The organism is uncultured Faecalibaculum sp. (assembly GCF_910588395.1).
In the GTDB taxonomy this organism is placed as follows: Bacteria; Bacillota_I; Bacilli_A; order Erysipelotrichales; family Erysipelotrichaceae; genus Faecalibaculum.
In genome coordinates this window covers 1-16,901 of record NZ_CAJUPA010000043.1, presented here as the reverse complement: position 1 = coordinate 16,901, position 16,901 = coordinate 1, and the positions used below count along the sequence as shown (strand labels likewise).

Sequence of the window (16,901 nt, the reverse complement as noted above, 5' to 3'; positions counted from 1 at the left end):
CTCCCATAGTGGACTTTCACCACCCAGATATGTGCCATGCCGGGCACACAAAAAACAGGGACATCCCTGGCTGATGCACAGCCGGGATGTCCCTGTTTCAAATATATGCCTCTGTCTGTATCCGCAGGCGCTCAGCTGGTCCAGAGCGGCTTGGGACTGTGGATGATCCGCAGAAAGGTGCGGATGTTGCGGCTGGTTTTGTCCGGAATTCTGTCCGGCTGCAGGACCCAGTTGAGCCAGCAGCAGTCCAGATCTCCGGCAGCCTGGAGCGGCACCAGGATGGTGTCGTCGTCCACATATACCGGAATCTTCTGTTTCTGGCCTGTGAGCTGCCGGAAGGCCATCCGGCGTCCTTCCAGGGTGGAGCCCCGGAGAATGCACAGACCGTTGATCCAGGCTTCGATGCTGGCAGCGGGCTGACAGCTGGTGTCATTGATCACCACCTGCCGGCTGCAGTAGCGGACGGACTCGATCACAGCCATGTGATGGCTGTTTCGCTGCCCTCCCGCACCCGCTGAATGTTCTTCCAGTGACGCCAGATGACGAGAATGCTCATGAGCCAGGAAGCGATGATGATCATGATGCTCTGGGGATCTGTTCCCATGCACCGCACGGTGATCAGCAGGCTGGAGCTCAGAATCGCGGCAATGCTGGCCACGGAGACAAATTTGTACAGCCACAGCATGATCACAAACATGAGCAGGGGTGCGAAGAAGAACCAGGGATCCCGGAAGACAAAAGCCGAGATGCCGATGAGAAACCCGAAGGCAGTGGCCACGGCTTTGCCGCCCCTGAAATGGGCGAAGAGAGGAAAGCAGTGACCGACGCAGCAGGCAAGACCGGTCCAGATGGCAGCCGCCGCGGAGACGTGGGATGCGATCCACATGGCCAGAACCACTTTCAGAACATCCAGAACGATGACTGCAGCCCCGGCTTTGGATCCCAGAACCCGCCCGGTGTTGGAGCCGCCCAGATTGCCGGAACCGAACTGCCGGACATCCGTTTTATAGAAGACTTTGCCGATCACCAGCGCAAAGGGAATCGATCCCAGCAGGTAACCCAGCAGAATGCACAGTGCTGTATACATGTTTTCACCTCCCAAGTATCTTACCACTTACCCGGTGCCTTGCCAGAAATCCTTGCCGCCGGCAGCAGCCACAGGTGACGGCGGCGCCCGAACTGTATGGAGCCCCGGATGCCCGCTGCACACCTGGTGCCTGGACGGGATCATCCGGCTTCACAAAGACCGCCGGCGCTGCAGCAGATTCCACGAATTGTGAATATTATGTTTTGAATTTTTTCCGGGAGCCGGATATAATGTACAAACGTGCGGCATCCGGCTTTTTGTCGTATCAGCCCCGGGGTTCTGCGGACTTCGGGGCTGGTGCGCGGATGCGGATGCCTGTGAGAAACAGAAGGAGGACCCTGGTGTGACACAAGCGTACAATGAAAATTCCATCGTGATCCTGGAAGGGCTGGATGCGGTCCGTAAGCGTCCGGGCATGTATATCGGTTCCACAGACCGGCGGGGGCTGCATCATCTGGTGTGGGAAATCACGGACAACGCCATTGACGAAGCCCTGAACGGGTTCGGCAATGAAATCACGATCCGGCTTCACAAAGACGGCAGTGTGTCTGTGCAGGACCATGGCCGGGGCATGCCGGTGGGGAAGCACAGCTCGGGGAAATCCGCTCTGGAAGTCATTTTCACGATTCTGCATGCCGGAGGCAAGTTCACCTCCCAGGGAGGATACCGCAACGCCGGCGGTCTGCATGGTGTGGGTGCTTCCGTGGTCAACGCTCTGTCATCGTGGTGCGAGGTCACCGTGCGGGACGGAAAGCACATCTGGCAGATGAAGTTCACCGATGGCGGCCGCCATGCCACGAAGCTGAAGGACCTGGGCACCTGCCGGGATACCGGCAGCACCGTCCGGTTTCTGCCGGATCCGCAGATATTCAAGAACACGGACTTTTCCTTTTCCCAGATCTGTGAACGGGCCCAGGAAGATGCCTTTCTGCTGCAGAACCTGAAAATGACAGTGGTGGACGAGCGATCCGACACCCCCCGGGAAGTCAGCTATCAGTATGAAGACGGACTGAAAGCCTTTATTGAGGAAGTGGACAAGGACCATGGCACGATGCATCCGCCGGTGTCCTTTTCCGGAGAGTCCCAGGGCATCCGCATTGCCGGCTGCTTTCAGTATACCGACGGCTACCAGGAAAACATCTTCTCCTTTGCCAACATGGTCCGTACCCGGGACGGAGGCAGTCATGAAACCGGTGTCCGCCAGGCGTTCACGAAGGCTTTCAACGAATATGCCCGGAAAAACGGCTTCCTGAAGGAAAAGGACAAGGGGTTTGAAGGCACAGACATCCGGGAAGGCCTTTCTGTGGTGATCAATCTGGCGATTCCCGAAGAACTGCTGCAGTTCGAGGGACAGACCAAGGAAAAGCTGGGAACCCCGGAAGCAAAAAGCGCCGTGGAGTCCGTGGTGACGGAAAACCTCCGGTGGTTTCTGGAAGAGAACCGGGAGACAGCCAACACGCTGGTCCGCAAGATCCTCCGGGCGGCAGCTGCCAGACAGGCAGCCCGCAAAGCCCGGGATGAAGCCCGGAAGGGAAAAGGGCGCAGCCGCAGTGAACGGGTGCTCTCGGGCAAACTGGCCGCTGCCCAGTCCCGGGATGCAAGGCGCAAGGAACTGTACCTGGTGGAGGGGGATTCCGCCGGCGGCAGTGCCAAGCAGGGACGGGATGCAAAGTATCAGGCGATCCTGCCGCTGCGGGGCAAGGTGCTCAATACCGAGAAAGCCACGCTGGAAGCCGTGGAGAAAAACGAAGAGCTCAACACCATCATTCACGCCCTGGGCGCCGGTGTCGGGGCCAGTTTCACGCCGGAGGACTCTTCTTATTACAAAGTCATCATCATGACCGATGCCGATGATGACGGGGCCCACATCCAGAATCTGCTGCTGACGTTTTTCTACCGCTATATGCGGGGGCTGATTGAACAGGGCATGCTGTACATTGCCCTGCCGCCGCTGTTCCGCATTGCGAAGGGAAAAAAGGAAGTCTATGTCTATACAGATGAGGAGCTCGAGGAGCAGAAGAAACTGTTCGGCAGCGGATATGTGGTGCAGCGCTACAAGGGTCTGGGCGAAATGAACGCCACCCAGCTCTGGGAGACCACCATGGATCCCGACCGGCGCACCCTGCTGCAGGTATCCATCGAGGATGGACGGATGGCGGAAAAGCGGATCTCCGATCTCATGGGCGACCGGGCTGATCTGCGCCGGGAATGGATTGAAGAAAATGTCGTCTTCACACTGGAAGACGCCTATGCCGGGGAGGTGACAGGGGCATGACGAAGCAGAAACCAGCAGAAAAAAGCCAGGGCATTGTCCGCCGGCAGCCTCTGGAGGACATTCTTTCGGACCGCTTCGCCCGGTATTCCCGGTACATCATTCAGGACCGGGCGCTGCCGGATGCCCGGGACGGTCTGAAGCCGGTGCAGCGCCGGATCCTTTACGCCATGCAGGAAAGCGGCAATACCTGGGAGAAGCCCTATCACAAGTCTGCCAAGACCGTGGGCAATGTCATCGGCAACTATCACCCGCATGGAGACAGTTCCGTGTACGATGCCATGGTGCGGCTGTCCCAGGACTGGAAAATGAACTTTCCCCTGGTGGACATGCAGGGAAACAACGGCTCCATCGATGATGATCCCGCTGCCGCCATGCGGTACACCGAAGCCAGACTCGCGCCCATCACCGGCATGCTGCTGCAGGACATTGACCGGGACACGGTGGAATGGGCCCCCAACTTTTCCGATGAAAAAATGGAGCCCACCGTTCTGCCTGCCCGGTATCCCAACCTGCTGACCATGGGCATCTCCGGCATTGCCGCCGGCTATGCCACCAACATCCCGCCGCACAACCTGACGGAGATTCTGGATGGCGCCATCGAACTGGCGAAAAACCCGGAGTCGAAAAAGCTCTATGAAATCGTCAAGGGTCCGGATTTCCCCACCGGCGGCATCGTCATGGGCCGGGAGGGAATCCGGTCGGCGTTTGACACCGGCAGAGGCAAGATCATCATCCGCTCCCGGTGCGAGATCCTGCAGGGCAAGACCGTGGATCAGATCATTGTCACGGAAATTCCCTATGAAGTGGTGAAGTCCAGTCTGGTGAAAAAAATCGATGACATCCGTCTGAACCGGAAGGCGGAAGGAATCCTGGATGTCCGGGATGAATCCGACCGGAATGGCCTGCGGATCGCCATCGATCTGAAAAAAGGCGCCCCTGCGGATACCATTCTGAACTATCTCTACAAGAACACCGATCTCCAGATTTCCTTTTCCTATAATATGATCGCCATTGTGAACCGGCGGCCGGTGCTGCTTGGCCTGCGGCAGGCGCTGCTGGCTTTTCTGACACACCGCCGGGAAGTCATCCGGCGCCGTTCCGTGTTCGATCTGAAAAAGAAGCAGGACCGGGCCCACATTCTGGAGGGTCTGATCAAAGCCATCTCCATCATGGACGAAATCATTGCCCTGATCCGGGCTTCCCGGGACAAGGCAGATGCGAAGGCGCAGCTGGTGGAACGCTTCGCCTTCACACCGGTACAGGCAGAAGCCATTGTCATGATGCGGCTGTACCGGCTGTCCCACATGGACATCACGCAGCTGGAGCAGGAATTCGCCCAGCTGGAAGCGGAGATGGCCCGGCTGGAAAAGATTCTGGCACAGCCGGCGGAACTGAACAAGGTGATGATCGCAGAGCTCCGGGAAGTCCGAAAACAGTTTCCGGCTCCACGGAAATCGGAAATCGTGGATGAAGTGGAAGCCATTGTCATCGATCCCATGGCCATGATTCCCGATGAACCGGTGATGGCTGCCGTCACGCGTCAGGGGTATGTGAAACGCAGTTCCCTGCGTTCCTTCAATGCCTCGGGCGTCCAGCTGCCGGGACTCAGGGAAGGGGACGAAGCCGCTGCCCTGGGAGAACTGCGCACCAGAGACCAGCTGCTGGTGTTCACAGACCGGGGCCGGGCGGGTCTGGTGCCTGTCTGGCAGCTGGAGGAATCCCGCTGGAAGGATACCGGCATGCACATCTCGGCATTGCTCAAAACCGAACCCAGCGAACAGATTGCCGGGGTGCTGGTCCTGCGCCAGCCGGTGCAGGGACTGCAGGTGATTCAGATTTCCGCTCACGGCCAGATCAAGCGGACGGACATTGCCGAATTCACCGGCCTGAAACCCGGCCGTCTGACCGTATCCATGAAGCTCGGTGACCTGGACCGGCTGCAGACGGTGACGGTATCCGACAGCACCCGGGACAGCATTGGCATTGTGTCCAGACAGGGCATGGGACTGCAGTACGCGGTGTCTCAGATTCCTCAGTCGGGCATGAAAACCAAAGGTGTCAAGGGGCTTTCCCTGATGCCGGACGACGAAATCTGTGCCATGCATGTGCTCAAAGACGAACCGGTGGTGCTTCTGGCTCAGGACGGCAGTCTGAAGCGTCTGCGCCGGGAGGAACTGCCGGAACTGCGCAGGCCAGCCAGGGGCATCCGGCTGTTCAAGCAGGTCAAAACCCGTGGATATGCGATCAGCGATATGGACTGTCTGCCGCTGCATGAATCTGTCCAGCTGGCCAGTCAGGGGGATCATTCCCGGATCCGGGCAGCGGAGATTCCGCTGATGACCCCCGCCAGTACCTTCTCCCGGCATACCGCCAGCCTGGAAAACGGTCATTTCCTGCAGACACTGGAACCGCTGGTCAACGGCGACTGGCATGAAGAGGGAGACCAGCCGCTGCAGCCTTCTCTGTTTGAAGAGGCCTAGCACATGAACCGGACACAGACTGTTTCCCGGCAGCGAAAAGCCGCCATCATGTGTCTGCTCACCGGTGCCATCTGGGGGTTTGGTTTCATTGCCACCAGCAGTGCGCTGGATACTTTCGGACCATTCCAGATCCTGCTGATCCGTTTTACCGGAGCGGCAATCCTGGCCTGGATTCCGCTGCTGGCAGCCGGAAAGACCATCACCCGGTCTGCGTGGTTCCGGGGACTGATATGCGGTGGGTTTCTCTTTGGCGCTTTTGCTCTGCAGACCATCGGGCTGGAGAAAACCGAAGCCGGATCCAACGCCTTTTTCACCGCAGCCAATGTGGTCATGGTGCCGTTTCTGGCCTGGATCGTGACCCGGCGCAGGCCGCTGCCTGTTCAGTTCGCCGCCTGTGTCCTCTGTTTTGCGGGCATCGGTGTGATGGGCTGGCAGCAGGGAGGCTTCGCCCTGCGGCAGGGGGATCTGTATTCCCTGGGCTGCGCATTTCTGTTCGCCTGCCATATCGTGTCGCTGCAGTGGGCGGGGAATGAGGACGCAGATGCCATCAACGCCGTTCAGATGAGCACAGCTGCGCTGCTTTCGGTTATTCCCGGTGTGCTGGGAACCTGGCCGGCGCAGGTCAGCATCATTGCCCTGCTTTCCGTGACCTATCTGATTGCCGGCAGCACCTGGCTGGCGTTCTGGCTCCAGACAAGGGCACAGGAGCATCTGGAGGCATCCAAGGCGAGTCTGCTGCTGGCTACGGAGAGTCTCTGGGCAAATGTATTCGCCATTCTGTTTCTGGCAGAACGTCCCTCCCTGCCGATGCTGGCCGGCGGCGCCATGATTCTGATGGCCGTGTGGCTCACGGAGAAAACCGGCAGTACGCCGGAAGATGTGGACGGGCTGTCTGAACCGGAAAATTCCTGTCAGGAGGTGACATCCGGGGGATGATTTTCTCCCGGAATCATTCCCGGAAGATTGTGGGAAATTTCACACAGGTTATGAGTTGTCTTACATTCTTCTGAACGGTAAAATAGCGGAAGAAGAAATGGGGTACGAACATGAATTTCTGGGCGTCTGTCGGATTTACCCTTGTCGGCCTGATCATCGGTGCGGCACTGGGATTCTATTTCACAAAACGCAAATTCGAAAAGGAACTGAAGGAAAACCCGCCAATCAATGAAAAAATGATCCGGGCGATGTTCCTGCAGATGGGACGCAAACCCAGCGAAGCACAGATCCGGCAGATCATGAAGTCGGTGAACGCTAACCGCTAGGGACGCTGTTCCCTTTTTTTGTGGGAAAACGACCGGTAAACGGCACAGTCAGTGCAGCCGGAAGGGACATGACAGCACTGTAAGAGAGGAAAAACGGCTGTAATGATACAGTGAAGGCAGGTGATGCGATGAAACGGTTTATCAGAAACTGTCTGCTGCTTCTGCTGGCACTGGTGCTGGCGGGCGGGGGATTTATCCTCTGGCGCGGACATGAAAAAGCGGAAGAGCTGACAGCTTCCCTGAGCCTGGAACAGGCGGTGGAGCGGGTGAAAAGTTCTCAGAATTACACGCCGCCGGATCAGATACCGGAGATGCTCAAGGAAGCCACAGTGGCCATTGAAGACAGGCGGTTCTATGAGCACAGCGGCCTGGACATCATCGGTCTGCTCAGGGCCGCGGCCAGTCAGGTGATCCCGGACATGGTCCGCAGTGGCGGCAGCACCATTGGACAGCAGACGATCAAGAATCTCTACGGGCTGTTCGAGCCGGATCTGGAGATCAAGGTGGCGGAGGTGTTCCTGGCGGGGAAGCTGAATGAGCTGTATTCCAAGGACGAGATTCTGGCCCTGTACGTGAATATCATCAATTACGGGGATGGACACATCGGAATCACGGAAGCCGCCGGCGGATATTTTGGCGTAACCCCGATGCAGCTGACAGACAGTCAGAGCGTGATTCTGGCCGGGATTCCCAACAGCCCGGCCAATCTGCAGCTGTCCAATCATTATGAGGCAGCCAGAAACCGGGAACAGCTGATCCTGCAGGCAATGGTGCGGGAAGAGTACCTGACGCAGGAAGAGGCGGATGCGATCTGGAATCAGCCGGTGTTTGCCTGGCAGTGAAAGCAGATAAGACAATGAAAAAGGGCAGGAAAACCTGATACGGTTTTCCTGCCTTTACTCTCCGGGGCTGAATCTCTCTTCCTGCTGCCGGCTCAGCCGCGGTACTAGCCAACCCATTTCGGGAATCCGTTGCGCAGGTCAATCCGTTTCGGCTGCTGTCAGCAAGTGCCCGATAAACCTGAAGACCTTTTCCACCTTTTTCCGATTCTGCGCATCTTTTAGCGGATGCGCTTGTTTCGTGGAAGCCTCCATCACACAGCATCAGCCTCTTTCGCCACCATCGGCAGAAGTCTTTATCCGCAGCTCCAGCCTCATCTGCCACCAACTGCATTCCGGATGCAGCCTTCGATTCAGGCACCATACCGTCTGTCATTATCACCAGACTGGTTTCCATCCGCCTCTTTCCAGCGGTACAATGAAACGTGCAGGGACTCTGGATTCTCTGCACACGCAATGGAATTGAGGTATGCAATCATGGAACGAGCAGAGAAACTGGCTGCACAGGGCCGTCACAGGGAGGCTGTGGCAGAGCTGTCTGAATGGCTGAAGGAACATGGACCCAACGACCGGGCGCATTCTCTTCTGGTGTCCGAACAGCGGAAAGCCGATGCCTTCTGCAAGCCCGCCGGCGCCTTTGAATATCATCCTGAACCGGATCAGGATCCCCGGACTGTTCTCTATGACAGATGGCTGAAGGGCGAGGATGTCCTGACGGAGCTGATTCAGGCGCATCTGATGGTCCCGAAAGACAAAACCGTGGTGCCGGAAATTGTGCGGCTGGTGGCAAAACAGCCGAAGTCTGTGCGGGGTCTGTACATTCTGGCTGTAACCCTGGGAGACAGGGCGGATGACTATGCCATGGGGGAGAAATTCGGACAGGTGTTCCTGAAACACTGGAAGAAGGACGATGAGGTCAGAAGCCGGATGGAAAAAATGATGGCGTTCTGGAAGGACCGTCAGCCGGATACAGCGTCCATGCCCTGGAGACTCGGACACGGGGATGTGCAGGCGATGGAGGAGCAGATCCTGCTGCAGACCACGCCCTGGCTGCAGGATATGTGGGCGATGCATGCGGCGGCCAATGGGTCTCAGATGGGGTTCTGTCATCTGGCCAGAAGGGCCAGGGACAGGGGACAGACAGAGCTGGAGATCCGTCTGGCAAGGAATCTGAAGGATGCATCGGAATTTATGGCCGATGAGCTGGACTACCTGGTGTTCACGCTCCATGATCTGGAGACAGCGGAGAAGCTGGCCTGGAATCTGAATGACGACAGTCAGTCTGACTGGCTTAGGCTGATCCATTTTGAACAGGGAAAGACCCGGGACAATGAAGGCATTGAAGCCCTGACGGAGAAATACATACGGTCCCTGGCCTGAGTAAAGACCGGTGAACCGATCGGAATCAAACTGAAGCCATTCCGGAAAGTATACAGAGAGCAGAATAACCGCGGTGGAACGAAAGATTGACATGCAACGAATTCGTTAATTGTTCCTGTACATGGTAACTCTGTGGTAAACTTTAGGCATGGCACTCCGGGAACATATGCAGGCGCTTCTGGATGAAGCGTTTCAGGGAAAAATCAAACTGACAGCCGCCTATAATTCAGCCAACGGCGCAGAAGGACGGACAGGTGAATGGATCATACTGATGGAAAGATACCAGTCAAAAGATCTTCTGCCTGTCTGGCGTCTGATGATGAAGCGGCAGCAGGAGTACGGCAAGCCGGTTCTGGCAGTGCTTCTGGATGAAGAATCCGCCTCCACTGAAGGACCGATTCAGCTGGATGCCGGGGAAGAACCCTTTCCCGGACTGGTGATTTACCGGTTCGGCACGGATTCTCCGGAGGTCCTCCGGCTGGCCGCCTCCATTTCGCAGCTGTACCGAATTCACTGAGCTGCAGCCAAGCGTCTGATCCAGACGCTTTTTTTCTTGCTTTGTGGTGACAGATATGCCGCTGCGTCACAAAGCATCGGACGTTGATTGAACCAGGGTTAACTTCATGAGATACTGACCGAGTTGCATAGCGCCGCTGGTGCACGTGCAGCGGATACCACATTGGAAATGATTCTGAAAATACAGATATACGAAAGATATTGGAGGATATTATGAATTTTCTTGAAAACAACAGTACAAAAATAGCAGGGATCCTCTGCACAGCGACGCTGCTGCCTGTTGCAGGTACCGTCATGGCCATGGAACTGAAACCTGGCTGGACAGAGGATGACAAATACGTGACTGAATCCGGTCACCTGGCCACAGGCTGGCAGGAAATCGACGGCGAGAACTATTATTTTGACGAAACCGGTTCCCTGGATACAGCCAGAACCGCGCAGGCTGTGACGGCACAGGCTTCCAGCATGATCAGCACAGATCTGAAGGAGAACATCCGGAAGACTGTGGAAGAAGCACAGGGAGAGGAAGCAGTGCAGGCTTTCTCCATGGAGGCTGAGGAAGAAGCCGCTATGGAAGCGCCTGAAGCTGAAACGGAAGTACCGGCTGTGTCCGAAACACCGGCAGAACCGGCAGCACCTGTGATTCCGGCAGAGCCTGAAGCGGAAGTACCGGCAGAACCGGAAACCCCGGTTGTGCCCGAGACACCGGCACAGCCTGAAACACCTGTGATTCCGGCAGAGCCCGAAGTGGAAGCACCGGTACAGCCGGAAACACCGGCAGAACCGGAAGCACCTGCGGTGCCCGAACTCCCCGCTGAACCCGCCCCGGAAGTGCCTGTGCAGCCGGAAACTCCGGTTGTGCCTGAAACCCCGGTGGAACCGGAAGCACCTGCGGTGCCCGAAATCCCGGCAGAGCCAGCTCCGGAAGTGCCAGTACAGCCGGAAACTCCGGTTGTGCCCGAAGCACCGGTGGAACCGGAAACACCTGTACAGCCCGGCGGACAGTATGACCAGCTGAATCAGAACATCGTGAATGCCGCCATGAACCTGGTGGGCGTGACCAACGGCTGGCAGTGCACCGAAGTGGCCACAGCGGCTCTGAACAACGCCGGTGTGGCAGCGGGTGTGGTATGGCCCGATCAGTACACGCAGTATGGCTACGTAACCGATACGCCGGTTGCCGGCAACCTGATTTACTACAACCAGGGCGGTCGCGGTCAGGACCACATTGCGATTTACATCGGCAATGGCATGGCTGTGCATGGAAACTTTGATGGCCAGACCATCGTGGCTTCTGCCTACCTGCCCGGTGCTGTATCCACAACCTACATTCAGGTCGTTGCCTGATCCGGATCATCGGACAATCATGAAAACAAAGAGCAGACTCCATGCCTTTTGGCAAAGTCTGCTCTTTTTGCGCATGAATCTGTACAGCCGTTCAGCCTGATACCATCTTTTCCAGATGTCTGCAGCTTCTGGGGCAGTACAGCCGGGCAAAAGAAAAGCACCCGTGCAGGGTGCTTTTTCGGAGTCGGAATTATTCGTTGTCCGCATCCACTGTCTGCTGATCCTTCAGGAACCGGCCAATGGCACTGGCTTCCGTGAAGGCTGTATCCAGGTTGTCATACACGGATACGATCGCATTCAGTTCGCTGGCGATGTCATCGTCCTTGATTGCGGCTTCCTTCTTCTCCAGGGAGCTGACCACGAGATCCAGAACGGACATGGCTTTGATCAGGTGCTCCTTGATTTCTTCGACAGAATCGATCTGTCCATCCAGCAGAGATTTCTGCTCATCCACTACGATTTTATCAGACATAGGTATAAGCCTCCTTCAGTCTTTGACTGTATGTATTGTAACGTGTTTCCAAACCGGCCTTTAGCCGTTTGCCTGAAACCTTTTGACCTTACCTGGCAGCTTTCTGGGCTTTTGCCTTCTTGTCGGCAATCGGACGGAAGAACAGCACAACCAGCAGCAGGCCGATCACAGCCACACCGGCGGAGATCAGGAAAGTGGTGTCCACACCCTGGGTCATGCCCACGATACCCGGCGTTGCAGCAGACAGAGAGTCATAGGCGATGCCATCCACTGTGGCGGCAATGGAGTTGGACAGCGTGATGATGAACCCGATCATCGACGTACCGATACCCAGATCAGAAGGCTTCAGCACCTGCTGTGCAGCCGGGGTGGCGGCTACAGAACGGAATGCATCCGCAATACCCGTCAGACCAACCATCAGCATGATGAACCAGATCGGCATGTGAATGCCTACGAATACCAGCAGGGCACAGGGAATGATGACAAAGATGCAGGCCAGAGCCAGCGCCATCCAGGTGTGGGACTGCTTTTTGGAGACCCAGATACCAAACGCCGTGGGGACCAGAATCAGCACGATGGTCTTGGGCAGCTGCAGGGATCCGGAAGCGGATGCACCGGCCTGCAGGATATCCTGAACGGCCATAGGCAGATAGCTGTTGATGGCGATGGTGTAGAACACGGTGATGAAGGTGATGGCCAGCAGCAGGACGTATTCCTTGTTTTTGAACAGAGTCATGGGAATCAGGGGCACAGCCACCCGGTTCTCCCAGAAGACAAACGCCAGCAGGGAACTCAGTCCCACCAGGTTGCCGGTCATGATCCAGCCGTTGAACCAGCCCATCTTGGCACCGAAGTTCATGGACAGCAGCAGCGTGGACAGACATACGGACAGCAGGATCATGCCCAGCCAGTCAAGCTGCATGCCGCCTTCGTGGGCATCATTGAACATGTACTTGACAATCAGCCAGACACCAGGTGCCAGGAACAGGCAGGGGAAGGCAACAGCCACCCACATCAGGTTGTTCTGAACCAGAATGCCCGCCAGCCAGGAACCGACGAAACTGCCAATAGCCACGATGGTGGCCAGCAGACCGAAGATTTTGTTCTGTTCTTCCCGGGGATTGATCTCGGCGGCAATGATGAACGGCACACTGGACATGGCGCCCTGTGCCATGGAGAACACGATCCGCATGACCAGGAATACCCACAGGTTGGGAATGAAGGCCATGATCAGACCGGATACCAGGGAAATCACACCGCAGTACAGGGTGACTTTCCGGTTGCCAAGTCCATCAATCAGACGACCGCCGATGGGGGTCATGATCGTCATGCAGATGGCGGCAATGATGGTGACCAGCGAGAAATAGGAACCGCCGCCCATGTTGTTCAGCATCGGCTGCTGAATCGTGGCCAGTGACAGGCCATAGGCGGCAATCGTAAACATGACAAAGTAGCAGCCAAGCATGACTTTGCTTCTTTGTGAATCAGTTACGGTAGACATAAAACTCCTCCTTATTCAGGCTTAATTATAGAAAAACCAATCCCACTATTCCCCTGATGTGACTGCAAGCGTAAAATCAGACCGAAAAGGAAGGTGTCTGATTATGGATACAGTTATCTCGTTTCTGCAGCGCAAGAACATCGAAGTGTCGCTGAAACGCTACGGCATTGATGCCATGAGCGCCATGGCCCAGGGCCTGTTTGCCTCGCTGCTGATCGGCACGATCATCAACACGCTGGGCACACAGCTGAACATTGCCCTGCTGACACAGCCTGTGGCGGTGATCGGCGGGACGGAATACACTATCGGCGGTCTGGCCAGCGCCATGAGCGGACCGGCCATGGCAGCTGCCATCGGGTATGCCCTGAAGGCTCCGGCACTGGTGCTCTTTTCCCTGATCACCGTGGGTTTTGCTGCCAATGCGCTGGGAGGCGCCGGAGGTCCTCTGGCTGTCTATCTCATTGCCATTGTGGCTGCCGAACTGGGCAAGGCGGTTTCAGGAGAAACGAAAGTGGATATCCTGGTGACTCCGGTTGTCACGATTTTCACCGGCATTCTGCTCTCCAGCTGGTTTGCACCGGCCATTGGCCAGGCCGCGATGCAGACCGGTACCTTCATCATGTGGGCCACCACCCTGCAGCCGCTGCTCATGGGCATCCTGGTATCGGCGTTCATGGGCATCGCCCTGACACTGCCGATCTCCAGTGCAGCGATTTGTGCCGCTCTGGGACTCACGGGTCTGGCCGGCGGCGCGGCTCTGGCCGGCTGCTGTGCGCAGATGGTGGGATTTGCGGTGATGAGCTGGAAGGAAAACGGCCTGGGGGGTCTGGTGTCCCAGGGACTGGGCACCAGCATGCTGCAGATGGGCAATATCGTGAAAAATCCCCGTATCTGGATTGCTCCCATTGTCACCAGCATGATCACCGGCCCCATCGCCACCTGCCTGTTCGGTCTGGAAATGAATGGACCGGCGGTATCCAGCGGCATGGGAACCTGCGGCATGGTGGGCCCCATTGGCGTATACAGCGGCTGGGCTCAGGAAATGGCCCAGGGCATTCGCAGCGCCATCACAGCCTCTGACTGGCTGGGCCTGCTGCTGATTTCCATCGCGCTGCCGGCTGTGATCTGTCCCCTGATCCACAGCCTGGTGGTCAAAGCCGGCTGGGTGAAACCCGGCGACCTGACCCTGGCTGCAGCTGCTGCAGAAGAAGGAGAATAAGCGTCCGGAGCGCCGGAGCATGGTCTGCAGCCGGAAAGCAGCAGGATCTGAAAAACAGACAGCGGAACCCCGCCGGACAGCACAGAAACTGTGCGTCCGGGGAATTCCGCTGTTTTTCTCTGTTCTTTTCAGGTCAGGCAGGCTTCAGCCAGGCTGCATCCTGTGGTTGTCATCCGGCAGCGCATCCGCATTCTGTCAGGGCTGAAGCAGATCCCGCAGCTGCAGCCCTGCTGGCTCAGGCGTTGGTGACAGCCTCGCCGCTGGCAGGTGTATCCATCTGTCTGGCAGTGAATGCACTTTTCGGTACACCGCAAAGCGGGCAGACAAAGTCATCCGGCAGGTCCTCGAATGCCGTGCCAGGTTCAATGCCGGCCTCCGGCAGACCCAGCTCCGGATCGTACTCCCAGCCGCAGACATCGCAGACGTACACATCTTTCTTCGTCAGCTCCACGCCCATGTCCATGGCTTCCATTGTTTCCCGGTCCTGGACAGAGTCATTGGCCATGACTTCTTCGATTGCCACGAAATCCGACTTCGGATGATGGCACATCGGGCAGGTCCAGTTATCCGGCAGATCTGCAAAGGGTGTCCCTGCAGGGATGCCCTGCGTCGGGTCGCCGGCTTCCGGATCGTAGATGTAAGGACAGATCGTGCACTGATATTTCGGTCCCAGTTTGTTGCTCATGTTGTTTCCTTCTTTCCTGTCAGCCACATTTTATCCATGACCAGGCAGAATTCCCGTCTCATATGACCGCTGACCGCATATGGCCGCAGTCTGATGACTGCCCCTCCACCAGACAGTGCCCGCAGACAGTCCCACCAGACAGTGCCAGCCCACCGGGTATGCCGCACCCATGCTATACTTCAGCCAGAAACCTCCGGCACACCCGGAGACAGGAGGCACGCAACATGAACGATGAAAAAGAGACAATTCTGCTGCAGGGAGAAGACGGATCCAGCATCGAATGTGAATTCGGCGACCGGTTTGACAGCCAGGACAAACACTATATCATCCTCATCCCCTACCGGAATGGACTCCGGGACGATGACGCAATCCTGCTCATGCAGACCGTCAAAGACAAAGAAGACCCGGACACTGAATACCTCATTGCCCTCAGCGATCCCGAAGAAATCAACACTGTCTTCTCGGATTACATTGCCCGCAAAGCCAGGAAACAGCACGCAGAAGGCACCTGCTTTGAAAAGAACCTCGCTTCGGCCATCAAAAAATGACCGGCTGCCTGCCGGTCATCCGCTGAATATGCAATACAATTCACGATACCCACTCAACGCAAATCAGATACAGTCGTACTCAGTTACGGCATTCTCCGCCCAGCCATTGGCTGCATCCGTCTTCTGCACCTCAGAACGGATCTGCTCAAAACGCCGGAGAAGGGACTGCCCTTTGTGCTCATCCGTCACGCTGTCGATCCAGCTGGTACCATGGTCCAGAGACAACTCCTTTTCGCAGATCAGCAGGTACAGAAAACACAGCCGTTCCAGCAGCCCCTCTGCTTCCTGCAGCCTGTAACCCGCCTGGATCCGGTCCTCCAGTATCTCCAGCATTTCCATCCGCAGATCGCCGTTTTTCAGCAGCGACACCAGGATTTCCTGCAGATGCAAAGACAATGCATCATCGGAACTGTTCACCAGACACGTCGCACTGGACAGCCTTTTGAGATTATCCCGGGTGTAGCCGGACTTGAGAATGAACGAAGCGACAGTCCGGAAAAAATCATCTGTCGTCATCCGGTAGACGGTATAGACGTTTTCCCCCGGGAACAGATCGCTGTTGAGAAACGGACAGGAAACAGCAAAGAGATCCTCCAGCACCGAACAGGCATCCGGATATACCACGCTTGTCTCCGGACACAGCAGCAGACTCTCCAGCATCTCCTTCAGATCCTTCTTCGCCTTTCTCCTGACACGGGGACTGCGCAGAAAGCCCCCCTGAAACATCCGGGTATAGAATCTGTCCAGTTTCTTCCGGATGTTTTTTGTATCCGGAACGGCCGCATGCCGCTCCGGCAGCGGTTTTTCTTCGGCTATTGCCTTCAGAAGCAGTTCAAATACTTCTTTTTTCGGCTTCTCCTGCCTGGAATACAGCTCCATGAGCGCTGTCTCCAGCTGTTCCTTTGGCATCATCCGCAGCAGTTTTCGCATTTCGGTTTTGGTCATGGTTTCATCATACAGTAGTGTAACCGTGCAGAGAAGATGTCTTCTGCCGATGGGGATGACAGGGCCATCCCTGGACAGGGCGGATATGCAGGACGGATATGCAGGGCGGATATGAGGAAAGGGGGAAAGGGTGCGACATGAGAGAGATGCGGGCAGCAGATGATTGGCGGGAGCCTGTATCGAATGTGTGGGGTCTCCATTGAATGATTGGAGGTTTCATGGGAAAGCAGCGGGAGTTGCACGAAGCGTCGCGATTTGCACTTAATGGTAAGGTGAAATGGGAAATCGCAAAAAAAGAACAAAAAAGTGGTTGCATTCTCCTGTGACTGTGGTATTATAAGTGAG

16 protein-coding genes and 1 pseudogene are annotated in these 16,901 nt (G+C 56.6%); 10 read left to right on the top strand and 7 right to left on the bottom strand.

The features are described 5' to 3' along the window. Positions 1 to 131 precede the first annotated feature (131 nt). On the bottom strand, positions 132 to 482 hold the full coding sequence (locus QZ305_RS10280) for a competence protein ComK (protein ID WP_294731782.1): 351 nt from the start codon (positions 480 to 482) through the stop codon (positions 132 to 134). Beyond that, entirely contained in the window at positions 473 to 1,087 is a 615-nt protein-coding gene (gene plsY, locus QZ305_RS10275) for a glycerol-3-phosphate 1-O-acyltransferase PlsY (RefSeq protein WP_294731780.1), read from the bottom strand. Before plsY ends, QZ305_RS10280 begins: the two co-directional genes overlap by 10 nt. A gap of 343 nt (positions 1,088 to 1,430) precedes the next feature. Here plsY and parE point away from each other — a divergent pair, with 343 nt between their 5' ends. The 8 genes from parE to QZ305_RS10235 all read left to right on the top strand — a co-directional run bounded on the left by parE (position 1,431) and on the right by QZ305_RS10235 (position 11,186). Then, positions 1,431 to 3,362 (top strand): DNA topoisomerase IV subunit B, encoded by a 1,932-nt coding sequence (gene parE, locus QZ305_RS10270; RefSeq protein ID WP_294731778.1) that lies wholly within the window; start codon positions 1,431 to 1,433, stop codon positions 3,360 to 3,362. Beyond that, positions 3,359 to 5,842 (top strand): DNA topoisomerase IV subunit A, encoded by a 2,484-nt coding sequence (gene parC, locus QZ305_RS10265; RefSeq protein WP_294731777.1) that lies wholly within the window; start codon positions 3,359 to 3,361, stop codon positions 5,840 to 5,842. Before parE ends, parC begins: the two co-directional genes overlap by 4 nt. Before the next feature lie 3 nt (positions 5,843 to 5,845). Beyond that, a complete protein-coding gene (locus tag QZ305_RS10260; RefSeq protein ID WP_294731775.1) occupies positions 5,846 to 6,778 on the top strand; it encodes a DMT family transporter in 933 nt (310 codons plus the stop codon). A 110-nt stretch (positions 6,779 to 6,888) separates the two neighbouring features. Then, positions 6,889 to 7,104, top strand: a complete 216-nt coding sequence (locus QZ305_RS10255; protein ID WP_294731773.1) for a YneF family protein — start codon at positions 6,889 to 6,891, stop codon at positions 7,102 to 7,104. A 128-nt stretch (positions 7,105 to 7,232) separates the two neighbouring features. After that, complete coding sequence (locus QZ305_RS10250) at positions 7,233 to 7,946, top strand: biosynthetic peptidoglycan transglycosylase (RefSeq protein WP_294731771.1); 714 nt, start codon at positions 7,233 to 7,235, stop codon at positions 7,944 to 7,946. 474 nt (positions 7,947 to 8,420) lie between these two features. After that, entirely contained in the window at positions 8,421 to 9,323 is a 903-nt protein-coding gene (locus QZ305_RS10245; RefSeq protein WP_294731769.1) for a hypothetical protein, read from the top strand. A 148-nt stretch (positions 9,324 to 9,471) separates the two neighbouring features. Further along, positions 9,472 to 9,840 carry a hypothetical protein gene (locus QZ305_RS10240; protein WP_294731767.1) on the top strand — a complete coding sequence of 123 codons (369 nt, stop codon included), beginning with the start codon at positions 9,472 to 9,474 and terminating at the stop codon, positions 9,838 to 9,840. A 212-nt stretch (positions 9,841 to 10,052) separates the two neighbouring features. After that, positions 10,053 to 11,186, top strand: coding sequence for an NlpC/P60 family protein (locus QZ305_RS10235; RefSeq protein WP_294731766.1), 1,134 nt, complete (start codon positions 10,053 to 10,055; stop codon positions 11,184 to 11,186). Positions 11,187 to 11,376: 190 nt separating this feature from the next. Here QZ305_RS10235 and QZ305_RS10230 read toward each other — a convergent pair whose 3' ends face one another. Further along, positions 11,377 to 11,658, bottom strand: coding sequence for a hypothetical protein (locus tag QZ305_RS10230; protein ID WP_294731764.1), 282 nt, complete (start codon positions 11,656 to 11,658; stop codon positions 11,377 to 11,379). An 88-nt stretch (positions 11,659 to 11,746) separates the two neighbouring features. Next, a complete protein-coding gene (locus QZ305_RS10225; protein WP_294731763.1) occupies positions 11,747 to 13,159 on the bottom strand; it encodes an MFS transporter in 1,413 nt (470 codons plus the stop codon). Between the two features lie 103 nt (positions 13,160 to 13,262). On the opposite strand from QZ305_RS10225, the gene QZ305_RS10220 reads away from it, so the two are divergent. Then, a complete protein-coding gene (locus QZ305_RS10220; RefSeq protein ID WP_294731762.1) occupies positions 13,263 to 14,378 on the top strand; it encodes a PTS transporter subunit IIC in 1,116 nt (371 codons plus the stop codon). A gap of 235 nt (positions 14,379 to 14,613) precedes the next feature. Here the strand turns inward: QZ305_RS10220 and QZ305_RS10215 are convergent, their stop codons facing one another. Together QZ305_RS10215 and QZ305_RS10210 are read right to left on the bottom strand one after the other, a co-directional pair. Continuing rightward, the gene (locus tag QZ305_RS10215; RefSeq protein WP_294731783.1) at positions 14,614 to 14,835 is read right to left on the bottom strand and encodes a rubredoxin; all 222 of its coding nucleotides are present in this window, start codon (positions 14,833 to 14,835) and stop codon (positions 14,614 to 14,616) included. A gap of 75 nt (positions 14,836 to 14,910) precedes the next feature. Beyond that, positions 14,911 to 15,063: pseudogene (locus QZ305_RS10210) on the bottom strand (rubredoxin); the annotation flags it as partial. A gap of 224 nt (positions 15,064 to 15,287) precedes the next feature. Between QZ305_RS10210 and QZ305_RS10205 the strand changes: the two are divergent. Then, entirely contained in the window at positions 15,288 to 15,611 is a 324-nt protein-coding gene (locus QZ305_RS10205) for a DUF1292 domain-containing protein (RefSeq protein WP_294731760.1), read from the top strand. 63 nt (positions 15,612 to 15,674) lie between these two features. Here QZ305_RS10205 and QZ305_RS10200 read toward each other — a convergent pair whose 3' ends face one another. Beyond that, on the bottom strand, positions 15,675 to 16,556 hold the full coding sequence (locus QZ305_RS10200) for a hypothetical protein (RefSeq protein WP_294731759.1): 882 nt from the start codon (positions 16,554 to 16,556) through the stop codon (positions 15,675 to 15,677). Positions 16,557 to 16,901 lie beyond the last annotated feature (345 nt).

Excerpts from the sequence above, each read along its gene's own strand:
- QZ305_RS10280 (WP_294731782.1), bottom strand. The coding sequence starts at position 482 with ATGGCTGTGATCGAGTCCGTCCGCTACTGCAGCCGGCAGGTGGTGATC.
- plsY (WP_294731780.1), bottom strand. The coding sequence starts at position 1,087 with ATGTATACAGCACTGTGCATTCTGCTGGGTTACCTGCTGGGATCGATT.
- parC (WP_294731777.1), top strand. The coding sequence starts at position 3,359 with ATGACGAAGCAGAAACCAGCAGAAAAAAGCCAGGGCATTGTCCGCCGG.
- QZ305_RS10260 (WP_294731775.1), top strand. The coding sequence starts at position 5,846 with ATGAACCGGACACAGACTGTTTCCCGGCAGCGAAAAGCCGCCATCATG.
- QZ305_RS10255 (WP_294731773.1), top strand. The coding sequence starts at position 6,889 with ATGAATTTCTGGGCGTCTGTCGGATTTACCCTTGTCGGCCTGATCATC.
- QZ305_RS10250 (WP_294731771.1), top strand. The coding sequence starts at position 7,233 with ATGAAACGGTTTATCAGAAACTGTCTGCTGCTTCTGCTGGCACTGGTG.
- QZ305_RS10245 (WP_294731769.1), top strand. The coding sequence starts at position 8,421 with ATGGAACGAGCAGAGAAACTGGCTGCACAGGGCCGTCACAGGGAGGCT.
- QZ305_RS10240 (WP_294731767.1), top strand. The coding sequence starts at position 9,472 with ATGGCACTCCGGGAACATATGCAGGCGCTTCTGGATGAAGCGTTTCAG.
- QZ305_RS10235 (WP_294731766.1), top strand. The coding sequence starts at position 10,053 with ATGAATTTTCTTGAAAACAACAGTACAAAAATAGCAGGGATCCTCTGC.
- QZ305_RS10230 (WP_294731764.1), bottom strand. The coding sequence starts at position 11,658 with ATGTCTGATAAAATCGTAGTGGATGAGCAGAAATCTCTGCTGGATGGA.
- QZ305_RS10225 (WP_294731763.1), bottom strand. The coding sequence starts at position 13,159 with ATGTCTACCGTAACTGATTCACAAAGAAGCAAAGTCATGCTTGGCTGC.
- QZ305_RS10220 (WP_294731762.1), top strand. The coding sequence starts at position 13,263 with ATGGATACAGTTATCTCGTTTCTGCAGCGCAAGAACATCGAAGTGTCG.
- QZ305_RS10215 (WP_294731783.1), bottom strand. The coding sequence starts at position 14,835 with ATGGGCGTGGAGCTGACGAAGAAAGATGTGTACGTCTGCGATGTCTGC.
- QZ305_RS10205 (WP_294731760.1), top strand. The coding sequence starts at position 15,288 with ATGAACGATGAAAAAGAGACAATTCTGCTGCAGGGAGAAGACGGATCC.
- QZ305_RS10200 (WP_294731759.1), bottom strand. The coding sequence starts at position 16,556 with ATGACCAAAACCGAAATGCGAAAACTGCTGCGGATGATGCCAAAGGAA.